17 protein-coding genes are annotated in these 12503 nt (G+C 69.7%); 7 read left to right on the forward strand and 10 right to left on the reverse strand.

From position 1 onward, the window contains the following. The 3 genes from F9K34_RS12775 to F9K34_RS12785 form a co-directional block, all read right to left on the reverse strand. Positions 1–353, reverse strand: a 353-nt coding sequence (locus F9K34_RS12775) for a GNAT family N-acetyltransferase (RefSeq protein ID WP_291337353.1), incomplete at its 3' end; no start/stop codon positions are given. After that, positions 350–955, reverse strand: a complete 606-nt coding sequence (tsaB, locus tag F9K34_RS12780) for a tRNA (adenosine(37)-N6)-threonylcarbamoyltransferase complex dimerization subunit type 1 TsaB (RefSeq protein WP_291337354.1) — start codon at positions 953–955, stop codon at positions 350–352. The genes tsaB and F9K34_RS12775, both read right to left, overlap by 4 nt. Positions 956–958: 3 nt before the next feature. Next, complete coding sequence (locus F9K34_RS12785) at positions 959–1519, reverse strand: NifU family protein (protein ID WP_291337355.1); 561 nt, start codon at positions 1517–1519, stop codon at positions 959–961. Between the two features lie 149 nt (positions 1520–1668). On the opposite strand from F9K34_RS12785, the gene F9K34_RS12790 reads away from it, so the two are divergent. Continuing rightward, positions 1669–2505 (forward strand): EamA family transporter, encoded by an 837-nt coding sequence (locus F9K34_RS12790; protein ID WP_291337356.1) that lies wholly within the window; start codon positions 1669–1671, stop codon positions 2503–2505. Positions 2506–2508: 3 nt separating this feature from the next. Here the strand turns inward: F9K34_RS12790 and F9K34_RS12795 are convergent, their stop codons facing one another. From F9K34_RS12795 to fsa, 5 genes are all read right to left on the reverse strand, one after another. Beyond that, complete coding sequence (locus F9K34_RS12795) at positions 2509–3210, reverse strand: CDP-alcohol phosphatidyltransferase family protein (RefSeq protein ID WP_291337357.1); 702 nt, start codon at positions 3208–3210, stop codon at positions 2509–2511. A 61-nt stretch (positions 3211–3271) separates the two neighbouring features. Further along, the gene (locus F9K34_RS12800; protein WP_291337358.1) at positions 3272–3775 is read right to left on the reverse strand and encodes an ankyrin repeat domain-containing protein; all 504 of its coding nucleotides are present in this window, start codon (positions 3773–3775) and stop codon (positions 3272–3274) included. Further along, complete coding sequence (locus F9K34_RS12805) at positions 3772–4719, reverse strand: tyrosine recombinase XerC (RefSeq protein ID WP_291337359.1); 948 nt, start codon at positions 4717–4719, stop codon at positions 3772–3774. Before F9K34_RS12805 ends, F9K34_RS12800 begins: the two co-directional genes overlap by 4 nt. A gap of 7 nt (positions 4720–4726) precedes the next feature. After that, positions 4727–5434, reverse strand: coding sequence for a DUF484 family protein (locus F9K34_RS12810; RefSeq protein ID WP_291337360.1), 708 nt, complete (start codon positions 5432–5434; stop codon positions 4727–4729). A gap of 121 nt (positions 5435–5555) precedes the next feature. Beyond that, positions 5556–6209 carry a fructose-6-phosphate aldolase gene (gene fsa / locus F9K34_RS12815; RefSeq protein WP_291337361.1) on the reverse strand — a complete coding sequence of 218 codons (654 nt, stop codon included), beginning with the start codon at positions 6207–6209 and terminating at the stop codon, positions 5556–5558. Positions 6210–6308: 99 nt separating this feature from the next. On the opposite strand from fsa, the gene F9K34_RS12820 reads away from it, so the two are divergent. Further along, positions 6309–8504 carry a primosomal protein N' gene (locus F9K34_RS12820; protein WP_291337362.1) on the forward strand — a complete coding sequence of 732 codons (2196 nt, stop codon included), beginning with the start codon at positions 6309–6311 and terminating at the stop codon, positions 8502–8504. Here the strand turns inward: F9K34_RS12820 and F9K34_RS12825 are convergent. After that, on the reverse strand, positions 8498–8683 hold the full coding sequence (locus tag F9K34_RS12825; protein ID WP_291337363.1) for a hypothetical protein: 186 nt from the start codon (positions 8681–8683) through the stop codon (positions 8498–8500). The genes F9K34_RS12820 and F9K34_RS12825 overlap by 7 nt on opposite strands. A gap of 199 nt (positions 8684–8882) precedes the next feature. Here F9K34_RS12825 and msrA point away from each other — a divergent pair, with 199 nt between their 5' ends. From msrA to F9K34_RS12840, 3 genes are all read left to right on the forward strand, one after another. Next, positions 8883–9503 carry a peptide-methionine (S)-S-oxide reductase MsrA gene (gene msrA, locus F9K34_RS12830; RefSeq protein ID WP_291337364.1) on the forward strand — a complete coding sequence of 207 codons (621 nt, stop codon included), beginning with the start codon at positions 8883–8885 and terminating at the stop codon, positions 9501–9503. 118 nt (positions 9504–9621) lie between these two features. Next, on the forward strand, positions 9622–10500 hold the full coding sequence (locus F9K34_RS12835; protein WP_291337365.1) for a 50S ribosomal protein L11 methyltransferase: 879 nt from the start codon (positions 9622–9624) through the stop codon (positions 10498–10500). A gap of 78 nt (positions 10501–10578) precedes the next feature. Beyond that, positions 10579–10926 carry a hypothetical protein gene (locus F9K34_RS12840; protein ID WP_291337366.1) on the forward strand — a complete coding sequence of 116 codons (348 nt, stop codon included), beginning with the start codon at positions 10579–10581 and terminating at the stop codon, positions 10924–10926. Positions 10927–11017: 91 nt separating this feature from the next. On the opposite strand, the gene F9K34_RS12845 is transcribed toward F9K34_RS12840, so the two are convergent. Beyond that, the gene (locus F9K34_RS12845) at positions 11018–11206 is read right to left on the reverse strand and encodes a DUF1127 domain-containing protein (protein ID WP_291337367.1); all 189 of its coding nucleotides are present in this window, start codon (positions 11204–11206) and stop codon (positions 11018–11020) included. Positions 11207–11524: 318 nt separating this feature from the next. On the opposite strand from F9K34_RS12845, the gene ruvC reads away from it, so the two are divergent. Both ruvC and ruvA read left to right on the forward strand, forming a co-directional pair. Beyond that, positions 11525–12028: a crossover junction endodeoxyribonuclease RuvC gene (gene ruvC / locus F9K34_RS12850; protein WP_291337368.1), complete on the forward strand. Its 504-nt coding sequence runs from the start codon at positions 11525–11527 to the stop codon at positions 12026–12028. After that, positions 12025–12503 (forward strand): Holliday junction branch migration protein RuvA (gene ruvA / locus F9K34_RS12855; protein ID WP_291337369.1); only part of this gene is annotated, 479 nt, incomplete at its 3' end. The genes ruvC and ruvA, both read left to right, overlap by 4 nt.

Consider the following 12503-nt stretch of genomic DNA (forward strand, 5'->3'; position numbering starts at 1 on the left):
CGTCGCCGGCCGGCCTCGGCAAAGCCGGCCCGCGCATAGAGCACGCGCGCGGCGGCGTTGTCGGCCGACACCTCCAGGAACGCACGCTCGGCCCCCGCGGCGACGGCGCGATCCAGGAAGGCCGCGACGAGCGCGGTGCCCGTGCCGCGGCGGCGGGCGTCCGGCGCCACGGCGAGGGTCAGAAGCTCCGCCTCGCCGGCCAGCGCCCGGCCGATCAGGAACCCGTCCGGCGCCTCGATGAGGAAGGTTCCGGGCATGGCGAGCAGTCCGTCGATCTCGGCAGCCGTCCAGGGGCGGGGCACGGTGAAGCTTTCGCCGTGGATCCGGGCGAGTCGTCCGGATCCGGCTGTCATGGCAGCATGAGGGGCGGCGCCTCGCGCATCGGCGCGGCATCGGCGGGGCGCAGGTAGAGCGGTGCAGGGCGGGGCAGGGGCAGGTGCCGTCGGTCGCGGGCGATGAAGGCGATGTGCGTGGCCAGAAGCGCCGGGGCCAGGTCCGAGAGCCAGCGAACCTGCGCATCGAGCTCCTCGGTCTCGGCGGCCGGCCGGAGATCGGGCGTGCCCGTCGAACCTGCGCCGTGGCGTTGCAGGTAGAGCTTTCCGCGCGGCGCCTCGATGGCAACCCAGAGCGGCCTCGGCTGGCCATGGGCGCAGGCGTCGAACCCGGTCACGCCGACGGCGGGAACCCCGAGCGCGAGCGCGAGCCCGCGCGCGGCGGCGACGGAGATGCGGACGCCGGTGAAGTTGCCCGGCCCGATGCCGACGCCGAGCGCGGCAAGGTCGCGCCATGCGGCACCTTCCGCGGCGAGCATCTCCTCCAGCATGGGCATGAGTCGTTCCGCCTGTCCCCGCCCCATCTCCTCGGCCCGGGCCGCCAGCACGCGGTCGCCCGAGACGAGCGCGGCCGCGCAATGCGCGGCCGAGGTGTCGAAGGCAAGGATGAGACGTCCGGTCATCGCTCAGGCGGCGACGGGGCGGACCTCGGTCACTTCCGGGATGTAGTGCCGCAGGAGGTTCTCGATCCCCATCTTCAGCGTCAGCGTCGAGGAGGGACATCCGGCACAGGCGCCCTGCATGTGCAGGTAGACGACGCCCCGGTCGAAGCCGTGGAAGGTGATGTCGCCGCCGTCCTGCGCCACGGCGGGGCGCACCCGGGTATCGAGCAACTCCTTGATCTGGCGCACGATGTCGCCATCCGGCCCGTCCTGCTCGGCGTGGGCGCTTTCCGCCCGCTCGCCCTCGATCACCGGCGCGCCCGACTGGAAATGCTCCATGATGGCGCCGAGGATCGCCGGCTTGATGTGTTCCCACAGAACGGCCTCGGCCTTCGTCACGGTCACGAAGTCAGACCCGAGGAAGACGCCGGCGACGCCCTCCACAGCGAAGATGCGACGGGCGAGGGGGGACTTGGCGGCCGTCTCGGGTGCCGGGAAATCCGCCGTGCCGGAATCGAGCACCGCGAGGCCCGGCAGGAATTTCAGCGTTGCGGGGTTCGGCGTGGATTCGGTCTGGATGAACATGGCGGCGCCTCCGTTGCGACAGCCGATATGCGCCCCGGGGAGGCACAAGTCAAGATTTGGAACAATTCTAAAGAATGACGGCGGCGCGCGGGATTCGCCGCTTGTCCTTCGCTCACCGTCCGCCTACGCCTCGTCACGGAGGCCCCGCGATGTCCCTGACCGTCTTCCTCGCCGTCCTTGCGGCCGCGCTTCTGCACGCGGGGTGGAACGCGCTTGTTCGGGTCGGGGCGAGCCGGGCGGGCACGATGATGGTACTCTCGGGCGTCCAGGGGGTCATCGGCCTCGTGGTCGTGACGGCCCAGCCGGTGCCGGCGGCGCCTGTCTGGCCGTGGATTGCCGCCTCTGGCGTCATCCACACGGCCTACAAGCTCTTCCTGACCTTGGCCTACGAACACGGCGACCTCGGCCGCGTCTATCCGCTCGCCCGCGGCACCGCGCCGATGATCACGCTCGTAGCGGGCGCGCTCTGGCTCGGCGAGGCGGTGCGACCGACTGAGGCGGTCGGCATCCTCCTTCTCGGCTCGGGTATCCTCCTGCTCGCCCGCGGGGTCTGGACGAGCGGGGAGTCGCGGCGGATGCTGCCCTTCGCCGTCGGTGCCGCCTGCGCGACGGCCGGCTACACGCTGGTGGACGGGCACGGCGCCCGGCTGGCGGTAAGCTCCACCCAGTTCGTCGGCTGGCTTTTCGTCATCGACGGGCTGATCTTCGCCGCGGCGATGTTCGCCCTGCGCGGCCGCGCCGCGGTGCCGCCGGCAGGGCGGGTCTGGCTCGCCGGGGGAATCGGCGCGGCCGCGTCCTATGGCTCCTATGCCGTCGCTGTCTGGGCGATGACCCTAGCACCCATCGCACTTGTCGCCGCGATCCGGGAGACCTCGATCCTCTTCGCCGTACTCATCGGCTGGCTCGTCCTGCGCGAGCGCATGTCCCCCGCGAAGGCCCTGTCGGTGCTGATGATCGCGGCGGGGGTCGCGCTCACCCGCCTCTGAGGGTCAGGCGACGCGGGGACGCTCGGGGAAAAGCTGCTGCGCCACCCCGGCCACGAGGAGATAGACCGAGGCGATGGTAAGCCCCCAGTGGGCGATGTCGCCCTCGGCGAAATCCACCCAGGCGGCGCGGGCGGCAAAGCCGGTCCAGGCGAGCGCCACCGGCAGCGTGATCCAGCGCCAGCGCTCGGTGCGCACCGGGTGGACGAACTTGAGGTTGGTGAACATCGTCGCGGCAAGCGCCACGATGATCGCGAGCATGAGATAGAAATTGGGCTCGATCGCGAAGAGCACGATCACCACCATGTTCCAGCACGCGGGGAAGCCGGCGAAGGAATTGTCCTTCGTCTTCATGCGTGTATCCACGAAGTAGATGGCGCTGGCATAGGTGATGACGATGATCGCGCACCAACCGGTCCAGCCGGGCAGGAGGCCGGACTGAAAAAGCGCGAAAGCCGGGATGAAGACATAGGTCAGGTAGTCGATGATGAGATCGAGGAGCACGCCGTCGTAGGTCGGCCAGTGAGTCTTGACGTGGAAGTGGCGGGCCAGAGGCCCGTCGATGCCATCGACGATGAGGGCCACGACAAGCCAGAGGAACATCAGGCTCCACTTCTCCTCCACTGCCGCGAGCATGGCGAGCATGGAGAGCACGGCCCCGGTGGCCGTGAAAAGATGGACGAGAAGGGCCTTGATCGGGGGGCTCATGGGAGCCTCATGACCGAATTGACGCCGGCGCGCAACCTTTCGCGGGGCAGGGCGGAGCCTCTCATCCGGGTGTGCCACGGTAGTCGCGCAGGAAGTCCGCGGCTGTCGCATGGCCGAGACGGCGGGCCTCCTCCTCGGGCGTGGCGAAGTCGTCGATGCGGGCCCGCGCGGTCCTGTCGGCGCCCCGGTCGAGCAGGAGCTTGATGATATCGAGCGGCGCCGGCCCCTTGCAGGCCGCACGGTGAAGGGGTGTCCAGTCGTTCACCCCGCGCTGGTCCGGGTCTGCACCATGATCGAGGAGGAGGGCGACGACCTCGACCCGGTCGGGTCCTGGGCGGTCGATGGCAAGGTGGAGGCTCGGGAAACCGTCGTCCGCAGGCAGGTTCGGATCGGCGCCATTGTCGAGGCACCAGCGCACCGTCGCGGCCGGACAGGCGGCCACGGCATCCAGGAAGATGTCCGGCTCGCGGGCGATCCCGGGCCGGTCCCGGGCGATGCGGTCGAGCGCCGCGCGATCGCCCGTGCGCATCGCGATGCCGAGCGGAGTGTCGCCCCCGACGGTCATCCCGGCGCCCCGGAGCGGGCGCGGGGATGGGCGCGGTCGTAGACCTCCATCAGCCGGGCGGTATCGACCGCCGTGTAGGCCTGCGTCGTCGAGAGCGAGGCATGGCCGAGCAGTTCCTGGATCGCACGGAGGTCACCGCCGGCCGACAGGAGATGCGTGGCGAAGCTGTGGCGCATCGCGTGGGGCGTGGCCGAGGCGGGCAGGCCGAGCGCGAGACGGGCCCCCTCCATCGCCCTGGCGATGAGGCGCGGATTCAGGGGGCCGCCGTGTGCACCGCGGAAGAGCGCGGCGGCGGGTTCGCCCTCCACCGGGAAGGGACAGAGCCGGACGTAGGCCGCTACCGCCGCCCGCGCCGCCGGCAGCACCGGCACCATCCGCTCCTTGGCTCCCTTGCCGCGGATACGCAGCGACTCGGGCAGCGGGCTTTGCGCCCCGGTCAGCGACAGCGCCTCGGAGATGCGGAGCCCGCAGCCGTAGAGCAGCGTCACCACGGCGGCATCGCGCGCGGCGACCCAGTCCTCGCGGGGCTGGGTGCCCATCACGCCGATGACCTCGCGCGCGGCATCCTCGGTCAGGGGGCGCGGCAGCTTGCGCCGGAACTTCGGGCTTCGCGCCGCGAGGATGGCGGTCGGGTCGAAGCCCTCGCGCTCGGCGAGCCAGCGGGTGAAGCCCTTCACCGCCGAAAGCGCCCGCGCGAGCGACCGCGCCGACACGCCGCGCCCGCGTTCATGGGCCATCCATGCCCGCATGTCCGACTGGTCCGTGCGGGCCAGCCGCGCCGGCCCGAGGCTTTCGCCGTGGTGTCGGGCCACGAAGGCGAGAAAGGCGGTGACATCGGTGCGGTAGGCCTTGACCGTGTTCGCCGCCGCGCCGTCCAGCGCCGCGAGGTGGTCGAGCCACCCGGAAAGCGCCGACCTGAGCGCGGGAGAGAGCGCGAGGCTCATCGCCCGCTCAGGCGAGCCAGCGCCGCATCGCGCGCTCGAACACGCCGCCGAAGAAGGTCAGGAGATCGCTGCCCTGGTTCGGGCGGAACTGGTGCGGGTCCTCGGCGCCGAGCGCGAGCATTCCGGGCAGCCGTCCGTCGCCGAGGTCGAGCCGCAGCGCGGCTTCCGAGTGGATCCAGTCGCCTGTCCGGCCGTAGATCGATTCGACGCCCGGCAGGGTCTGCCGCAGGACGACGGGTCGCGCGGGCGCGGGCCGGCCGCCGGCCATGTAGCTCTCCACGAAGCCGGGCTCGGCAACGCAGAGCACATCGCCGAGCCGTTCGAGCGCCGGGTCGGGGTCGGTCTCGCGCGTCTCCAGCACGAGCCGGACCGCGTCCACGCGCAGGATATGGGCAACCTCGCCCGCGAGATTCCTCAGGAATTCCTCGAAGCCCGTCGGGTCGAGCATCCTCAGGATCGCGCGATGCACCTGGTTCGTGCCCGCGAGGTTCTCGTAGGCCGCGGCGATGACGGAGCGGTGCGTGTCTTCCAGCCGGTCGAGCCGCGCTTCCAGCCGCTCCATGGCGATGCCGCGCAGGTCGACGATGTTCGCCCCCATCGCACGCTCGTTCGCGGCGATGAGCGCGCGCATCAGGTCGCGGTCCTCGAGGATCACTTCCGGTTCCGCGATGATCCGGTCCCGGATCTCCTGCGCGATATTCGCCCTGTCCGCCATCTCTGCCCTCGTGTCGTTTTGGCCGGACCTTAGCAGCCCGGGGCGCGCCGCGCCGCAGTTTTTTCACCCCGGCCGCCGCACTTGGCGGCAACCGTTGCACGGAGGACTCCCTGCGGCCGGTTCAGAGGATCTTCTGCCCGGTCTTCGCCCAGTCCTTCAGGAACTGCTCGAGCCCCTTGTCGGTGAGGACATGGCTCGCCATGGACTTGATGACCGCGGGCGGCGCCGTAACCACGTCGGCGCCGATCTTGGCGCAATCGACGATATGGTTCACCGACCGGATGGAGGCCGCGAGAATCTCGGTCCGGAAGTCGTAGTTGTCGTAGATCGTGCGGATGTCGTGGATCAGGTCCACCCCGTCGAGGTGGATGTCGTCAAGCCGGCCGATGAAGGGCGAGACGAAGGCCGCCCCCGCCTTGGCCGCGAGGATCGCCTGGGCCGGAGAGAAGCAGAGCGTGACGTTGACCTTCAGCCCCTCGGATGCGAAAGCCTTGCAGGCGGTGAGCCCGTCCCAGGTGAGCGGCACCTTGATCGCGATGTTGGGCGCGATCTTGGAAAGCTTCAGCCCCTCGGCGATCATCTCCCTGGCCTCGGTGGCCACGACTTCGGCGGAAACGGGGCCCTGCACCATGTCGCAGATCTCTTTGGTCACTTCGAGGATGTCGCGTCCGGCCTTGAGGATGAGCGAGGGGTTGGTCGTGACGCCATCGACCATGCCGAGGTCGTTCAGTTCCTTGATGGCGGCGGTGTCGGCGGTGTCGACGAAGAATTTCATGGCGCGGGTCCTGTGGCTTGCGGGTTATGTCGCGGGGGCTTTCGGCCGCGCTTCTAGCGCAAACGCCGCCCGGCCGGAACCCCGTCGAAGGGCGCGGGCGTGACCGGGCTTTCGTTTTACGACCCGGGCGACCTCGTCTCGGTCCTCACGACCGAGCCGCTCGGCCGCGCGCTCGACTACCGCGCGCCCGAGGGCGGCTGTTTCGCGGGCGCCTTCGTCGAGGTGCCGCTCGGTCCCCGCCGCGTGCTCGGCGTCGTCTGGGGCGCGGGAGAGGGGGGCTATGACCTTGCCAAGGTACGCCCCGTCACCCGCGTTCTAGACGCAGCCCCCATGGCCGAGGCGATGCGGGCCTTCCTGACGCGCGCCGCCGATTATACCCTGACCCCGTTGCCCGCGATGCTGCGTCTCGCCACCCGCGCGCCGGGCCTCGCCGACCCGCCGGGACCGCGCAGGATCTATCGCCGGGGATGGGCGGAGCCCGACCGGATGACCGAGCCGCGCGCCCGCGTCATGGACGTGCTCGACGAGTACGGCGGCGCGGCCTTCACCCTGGCCGAACTCGCGGGGCTCGCGGGCGTGTCCACCGGGGTCGTGAAGGGGCTCGTGAAGCAGGGGGCGGTCGCCGAGGAGGAGGCGCCGCGCGACCTGCCCTATCCGCGGCTCGACCCTGACAGGCCGGGAAAGGCTCTGGCCGAGGATCAGGACGCAGCCGCCGCGACCCTCCGCGCCGCGGTCCGGGGCGGGCGCTACGGCACGACGCTGCTGAAGGGCGTCACCGGCTCGGGCAAGACCGAGGTCTATCTGGAGGCGGTGGCCGAATGCCTGCGCACCGGCCGGCAGGCGCTTGTCCTCCTGCCCGAGATCGCGCTGACCTCCGAGTTCCTTACCCGCGTGGAGGAGCGGTTCGGCGCGATGCCCGGCGAATGGCATTCGGGGGTCACGCAGACGGAACGCCGCCGGCTCTGGCGGATGGCCGGGGAAGGCGGGGTGGGCCTCGTCGTCGGGGCGCGCTCGGCGCTGTTCCTGCCGTTCCGCGACCTCGGCCTCATCGTCGTGGACGAGGAACACGACACGTCCTACAAGCAGGAGGACGGCGTCCTCTACAATGCGCGCGACATGGCCGTGCTGCGCGCTTCGCTGACGGATGCACAGGTCATCCTCGCCTCCGCCACGCCCTGCCTGGAGACCTGGGCCAATGCCGAGGCCGGGAAATACGCGCGCCTCGACCTGACCTCGCGCTTCGGGACGGCGGAACTGCCCGAAATGCACGCCATCGACATGCGGGCCGAGCGGATGGAGGCCGGCCGCTGGATCGGTCCGACGCTGGCGCAGGCGGTGCGCGACCGGCTGGACCGCGGCGAGCAGTCGCTTCTCTTTCTCAACCGGCGCGGTTACGCCCCCGTCACCATCTGCCGCGCCTGCGGCCACCAGATCGGTTGCGACCACTGCGACGCAAGGATGGTGGAGCACCGGTTCCTGAAACGTCTCGTGTGCCACCAGTGCGGCGAGACCCGGCCGATGCCCGCGGCCTGCCCGTCCTGCGGCGTCGAGGGTCGGCTTGCGCCGGTGGGGCCAGGCGTGGAACGGCTGGCCGAGGAGGTGGCGCTGCGCTTTCCCGAGGCGCGGGTCGCGGTGCTGTCCTCCGACCTCTTCGGCACCGCCCGCGCGCTCAAGGACAAGATCGCGGAAATCGCGGCCGGGGGCGCGGACATCGTCATCGGCACGCAGCTTGTCGCCAAGGGTCACAATTTCCCGCTTCTCACGCTCGTGGGCGTGATCGACGCCGACCTCGGGCTCCAGGGCTCGGACCTGCGCGCTGCGGAACGGACCTTCCAGCTCATGCGGCAGGTCTCGGGCCGCGCCGGGCGGGGCGAGCGGCCGGGCGTGGCGCTCCTGCAGACCTACCAGCCCGAACATGCTGTCATCCGGGCGATCCTTTCCGGCGACGAAGAAGCATTCTGGCGCGCCGAGGCGGCCGAGCGGCAGGCGGCGGGGATGCCGCCCTACGGCCGCCTCGCCGGGATCATACTCTCCTCTCCCGACGTGCAGACGGTTTTCGACTTCGGCCAGGCGCTCGCTCGCGCCGACGCGCCGTTGCGCCGGATCGGTGCGCAGGTCTTCGGCCCGGCGCCCGCGCCGGTGGCCCGCGTCCGCGGGCGGCACAGGGTGAGGCTTTTGGTCAAGGCCGCAAAGGGCGTGGCGTTGCAACCCGCGCTCGCCGCCTGGGTGGCGCAGCTCAGGCCCCCGGCGAACCTTCGCCTTGCGATCGACATCGACCCGCAAAGCTTCTACTGACCGCCCCGACGCTTCCCTGTCGGCCGCAGGTACCGGCTGGACGGGTTGGCATCGACCAGTTCCGGCCGTTTGTCGAGGAGGATATCGGTCGCGATGGCGCCGAGCCACATGAGCGCCGCCCCGAGCAGGGCAACCGTCGGCGCTTCGCCGATCCGGTCGAAGACGGGCAGTATGTCCATGCGGCCTCCTCCTGTCCCGGTACGGATGCAGGATGAAGTTTATGTTCGGCTTGACCCGGATCATGTCGCCGATGCGCGCGCCGAAGTGATCTGGCGAGCCATGGCGGCCGGCGCGGGGGTGGACTATATGCGCACCAGGACATGACAAACGGAGGGAAAGGCGAGGATGCTCTCTGCCCTGTTCCAAAGAAAGACAAGCATGCCGACCGCGGCCGAGGCGCTGCCGGGGCGGCCGGCTCCGATCCCCACGGCCGAGGAGCATTTCGTCTTCCGCCGGCCGCTGAAAGGACCCCTGCCCGAGGGCATGGAAGAGGCGATGTTCGGCATGGGCTGCTTCTGGGGCGTGGAACGCAAGTTCTGGCAAGTCCCGGGCGTCTGGCTGACGATGGCGGGCTATTCCGCCGGCCTCACGCCCAACCCCACCTACAAGGAGACCTGCACCGGTCAGACCGGCCACAACGAGGTCGTCCGCGTGATCTACGACCCGAGTGTCGTCAGCTACGAGGACCTGCTGAAGGTCTTCTGGGAGAACCACGACCCGACGCAGGGCAACCGCCAGGGCAACGACGTGGGCACGCAGTACAGGTCCGGGATCTACACCTTTTCCGCAGCGCAGGCGGCAGCGGCCGAACGGACCCGGGACGCCTACGCCGAGCGGCTGAAGGCCGCCGGCTACGGGCCCGTCACGACCGAGATCCTGCCTGCGGGCCCCTTCTACTTCGCCGAGGACTACCACCAGCAGTATCTCGCCAAGAATCCCGGCGGCTACTGCGGGATCGGTGGAACGGGCGTCAGTTGCACGGCCGGAACCGCGACCTGAGGGTCATCCCGGCGAAATCGCCGTGAGGGTCCGCTGTCGGAACCCGCGGGGCTTGCGGTTGACGCATGCCCGCGGGGCGACTAAGGCCGGTCCGTTCCCTCGCGTTCCCGGAGCCGTCATGCCCACCTTTTCCGCCCTCACCACCCTTGCCGACAAGGACCGGGCCGAGGCGCTTGCCGGTGCCATGGAGGATTTCGATCCCGAACCGACTGGCGTCGGCTGCTTCGAGGTCGAGGACGGTTCCGGGCTCTACGAGGTTGGCGCCTATTTCGACGCGGCGCCCGACGACATCGCGCTTGCGCTGATGGCCGCGGCCTACGGGGCGGCGCCCTTCACCGTCTCGGAGGTGCCCGAGACCGACTGGGTCGCGCATGTGAAGCGCAATCTTCAGCCCGTCGCGGCCGGACGGTTCTTCGTCTACGGCAGCCATGACGCCGACCGCGTGCCGGAAGATTGCGTGCCCCTCCTGATCGAGGCCGCGATGGCCTTCGGCACAGGCCACCACGCGACCACGATGGGTTGCCTGCGCGCTCTCGATCGCCTCGACCGCGAGGGCTTCCGGGCCCGGAACGTCGCCGATATCGGCTGCGGCACGGCGGTACTCGCCATGGCGGCGGCGGCGATCTGGCCCGATCCGGTCATCGCCTCCGACATCGACCCGGTGGCCGTGGAGGTCGCCCGAGCCAATGTCGCTGCGAACGGCATGGAAGACCGGGTGAGCTGCGTCGAGGCGGCCGGTTTCGATCACCCAGCTCTGGCGGCGCGAGCGCCCTACGACCTTCTCTTCGCCAACATCCTGAAGGGGCCGCTCATGTCGCTCGCGCCCGAGATGGCCCGATCCGTGGCGTCCGGCGGGATCGCGATTCTGTCGGGGATCCTCAACACGCAGGCGGACGAGGTTCTTGCGGCTTATCGCACCATCGGATTTTCGCTGCGGGAGCGCGACGAAATCGGCGATTGGACGACATTGGTTCTGACCTGTGCGCAATCGGTCTGACCAAGGCTAAGGCCCCATTTCTGCCACATTTTCTCCTCACGCTTGCCTTTCACGGGGGCGCGCGGGCAGGAGGCCGGAATGGTCGATCGCAACATGCAGAATTTCTACGGCCGGCTGGGCCGTATCGAACGGACCCACGAGGCCGGCGGCGGGTTCGAGGCGGACGGGACCCTCGGCATGTCCTACTACAGGGCTCGGCGTCGCCCGGCCCGACGGTTCGGGTTGCTGGGACCGCTGGTGCTGGTGGCCATGACGGTCATCGCGATCAAGGCGGTCGTCCTCGCCACCATCGGGCCGGAGCGCTACGAGGAACGCCTCGCGGCCCTGCGCTCGGGCAGTTCGGTGGAGCAGGGCGGCGCCTGGGTGCTCCAGGCCGATCCGATGACGGCAGCATTGGCCGAGCGTCTGCGCGCCGCCATCTACTGATCCGCCGGCTTGAAGAAAAAGAGAAAGGCCGTGTCGGGGGCGTCCCCGGCACGGCCTTTGGCGACCCTGCGGTCGCGGCCTTCCGATAGTATCAGAGGCGCGCGGAAATGGAGTCGATGTCGGCGCGGCTCAGGCCGATATCGTCAAGCTCGCGGTCCGACAGGCGCGACAGCGCGTTGCGGGTCACGCGGGCGTCGTTCCAAGCCGCGAAGGACGCGACGAGCGTCCCGAACAGCCCGGAGAAGTGGCTCGTGTTGCGGTGGATTTCATAGGCGGACATGATCGTTTCCTCAGGTTCTCAGAGTGCCTCGAACTCGTGCCTCTCTGCTTCGAAACGTGAGATAATTAGGCGCCGTGCCGGCGGCAAGCCGGCCTTGCGCAGCCCGGCCATGCAGCTATTGCATGGGTCGTCGCGCCGATAAGTTCCTGTAAAGAAATCGTTTCCGCAGGCGCAGAATGAGTCGCTTTTCGCACCTGCAGCGACGCTTTTCGGCAGAGTTTTCCACAGGCGCGCGCCGGTCATGCCCGAGCCAATCACCCTTTGCGATGTTCGCCTTTCGTGCTAGTCGTGGGAAAAAAGCAACAGATGAGGGAGCAGATGCGCGTTCTCGGGATCGACCCCGGCTTGAGAAACCTCGGTTGGGGCGTGATCGACGTGACCGGATCGCGACTCAGCCACGTCGCCAACGGCATCATCCGCTCGGAGGGCGAGGCTATGGGCGCAAGGCTGCTGTCGCTTTTCGATGCGCTGACCCGGATCGTCGCCGCCTATGCGCCGACCGCGGCTGCGGTGGAACAGACCTTCGTCAACAAGGACGGTGCCGGCACCCTCAAGCTCGGCCAGGCCCGTGGCATTGCCATGTTGGTGCCGGCGCAGGCTGGTCTCACGGTCGGCGAATATGCCCCGAACGCCGTTAAGAAAGCCGTTGTCGGGGTGGGGCATGCGGACAAGGCACAGGTCGCCCACATGGTGCGGTTCCAGCTTCCCGGCGTCGAACTGGCCGGGCCCGACGCCGCCGACGCGCTCGCCATCGCGATCTGCCATGCCCACCACCTGCAAGGCGCGGGCCGCATGGCCGCGGCGCTGAAGGGGGCCGCATGATCGGGCGGATCGCCGGGGTGATCCTGCACCGCGCCATGGATCACGTCCTGATCGACGTGCGCGGCGTGGGCTACGTCGTCCATGTCTCGCAACGGACGGCGGCCGCGCTGCCGCCCGTTGGCGGGGCCTGCGCGCTCTACACCGAGCTTCTGGTGCGGGAGGATCTTCTGCAGCTCTTCGGCTTCCCGACGCTGCTCGAAAAGGAATGGCACCGCTTATTGACCACCGTTCAGGGAGTGGGGGCCAAGGCCTCGATGGCGATCCTCGGCACGCTCGGCGCCGAGGGCGTCGGCCGGGCGATCGCGCTGGGCGACTGGTCGTCGATCAAGGCCGCGCCGGGCGTCGGCCCGAAGCTCGCACAGCGGGTGGTGATGGAGCTGAAGGACAAGGCGCCGACGGTGATGGCTCTGGGCGGTGCGCTGACCGTCGATGCCGCCCCGGCCGCGGATGTGATCGAGGCGCCCGCGGCCGGGGC

The organism is Albidovulum sp. (assembly GCF_008933605.1).
Lineage (GTDB): Bacteria > Pseudomonadota > Alphaproteobacteria > Rhodobacterales > Rhodobacteraceae > Albidovulum.

What these genes read in the sequence shown, in the direction of transcription:
- tsaB (WP_291337354.1), bottom strand. Translation starts at nt 955, where the DNA reads ATGACCGGACGTCTCATCCTTGCCTTCGACACCTCGGCCGCGCATTGC.
- F9K34_RS12785 (WP_291337355.1), bottom strand. Translation starts at nt 1,519, where the DNA reads ATGTTCATCCAGACCGAATCCACGCCGAACCCCGCAACGCTGAAATTC.
- F9K34_RS12790 (WP_291337356.1), top strand. Translation starts at nt 1,669, where the DNA reads ATGTCCCTGACCGTCTTCCTCGCCGTCCTTGCGGCCGCGCTTCTGCAC.
- F9K34_RS12795 (WP_291337357.1), bottom strand. Translation starts at nt 3,210, where the DNA reads ATGAGCCCCCCGATCAAGGCCCTTCTCGTCCATCTTTTCACGGCCACC.
- F9K34_RS12800 (WP_291337358.1), bottom strand. Translation starts at nt 3,775, where the DNA reads ATGACCGTCGGGGGCGACACTCCGCTCGGCATCGCGATGCGCACGGGC.
- F9K34_RS12805 (WP_291337359.1), bottom strand. Translation starts at nt 4,719, where the DNA reads ATGAGCCTCGCGCTCTCTCCCGCGCTCAGGTCGGCGCTTTCCGGGTGG.
- F9K34_RS12810 (WP_291337360.1), bottom strand. Translation starts at nt 5,434, where the DNA reads ATGGCGGACAGGGCGAATATCGCGCAGGAGATCCGGGACCGGATCATC.
- fsa (WP_291337361.1), bottom strand. Translation starts at nt 6,209, where the DNA reads ATGAAATTCTTCGTCGACACCGCCGACACCGCCGCCATCAAGGAACTG.
- F9K34_RS12825 (WP_291337363.1), bottom strand. Translation starts at nt 8,683, where the DNA reads ATGGACATACTGCCCGTCTTCGACCGGATCGGCGAAGCGCCGACGGTT.
- msrA (WP_291337364.1), top strand. Translation starts at nt 8,883, where the DNA reads ATGCCGACCGCGGCCGAGGCGCTGCCGGGGCGGCCGGCTCCGATCCCC.
- F9K34_RS12835 (WP_291337365.1), top strand. Translation starts at nt 9,622, where the DNA reads ATGCCCACCTTTTCCGCCCTCACCACCCTTGCCGACAAGGACCGGGCC.
- F9K34_RS12840 (WP_291337366.1), top strand. Translation starts at nt 10,579, where the DNA reads ATGGTCGATCGCAACATGCAGAATTTCTACGGCCGGCTGGGCCGTATC.
- F9K34_RS12845 (WP_291337367.1), bottom strand. Translation starts at nt 11,206, where the DNA reads ATGTCCGCCTATGAAATCCACCGCAACACGAGCCACTTCTCCGGGCTG.
- ruvC (WP_291337368.1), top strand. Translation starts at nt 11,525, where the DNA reads ATGCGCGTTCTCGGGATCGACCCCGGCTTGAGAAACCTCGGTTGGGGC.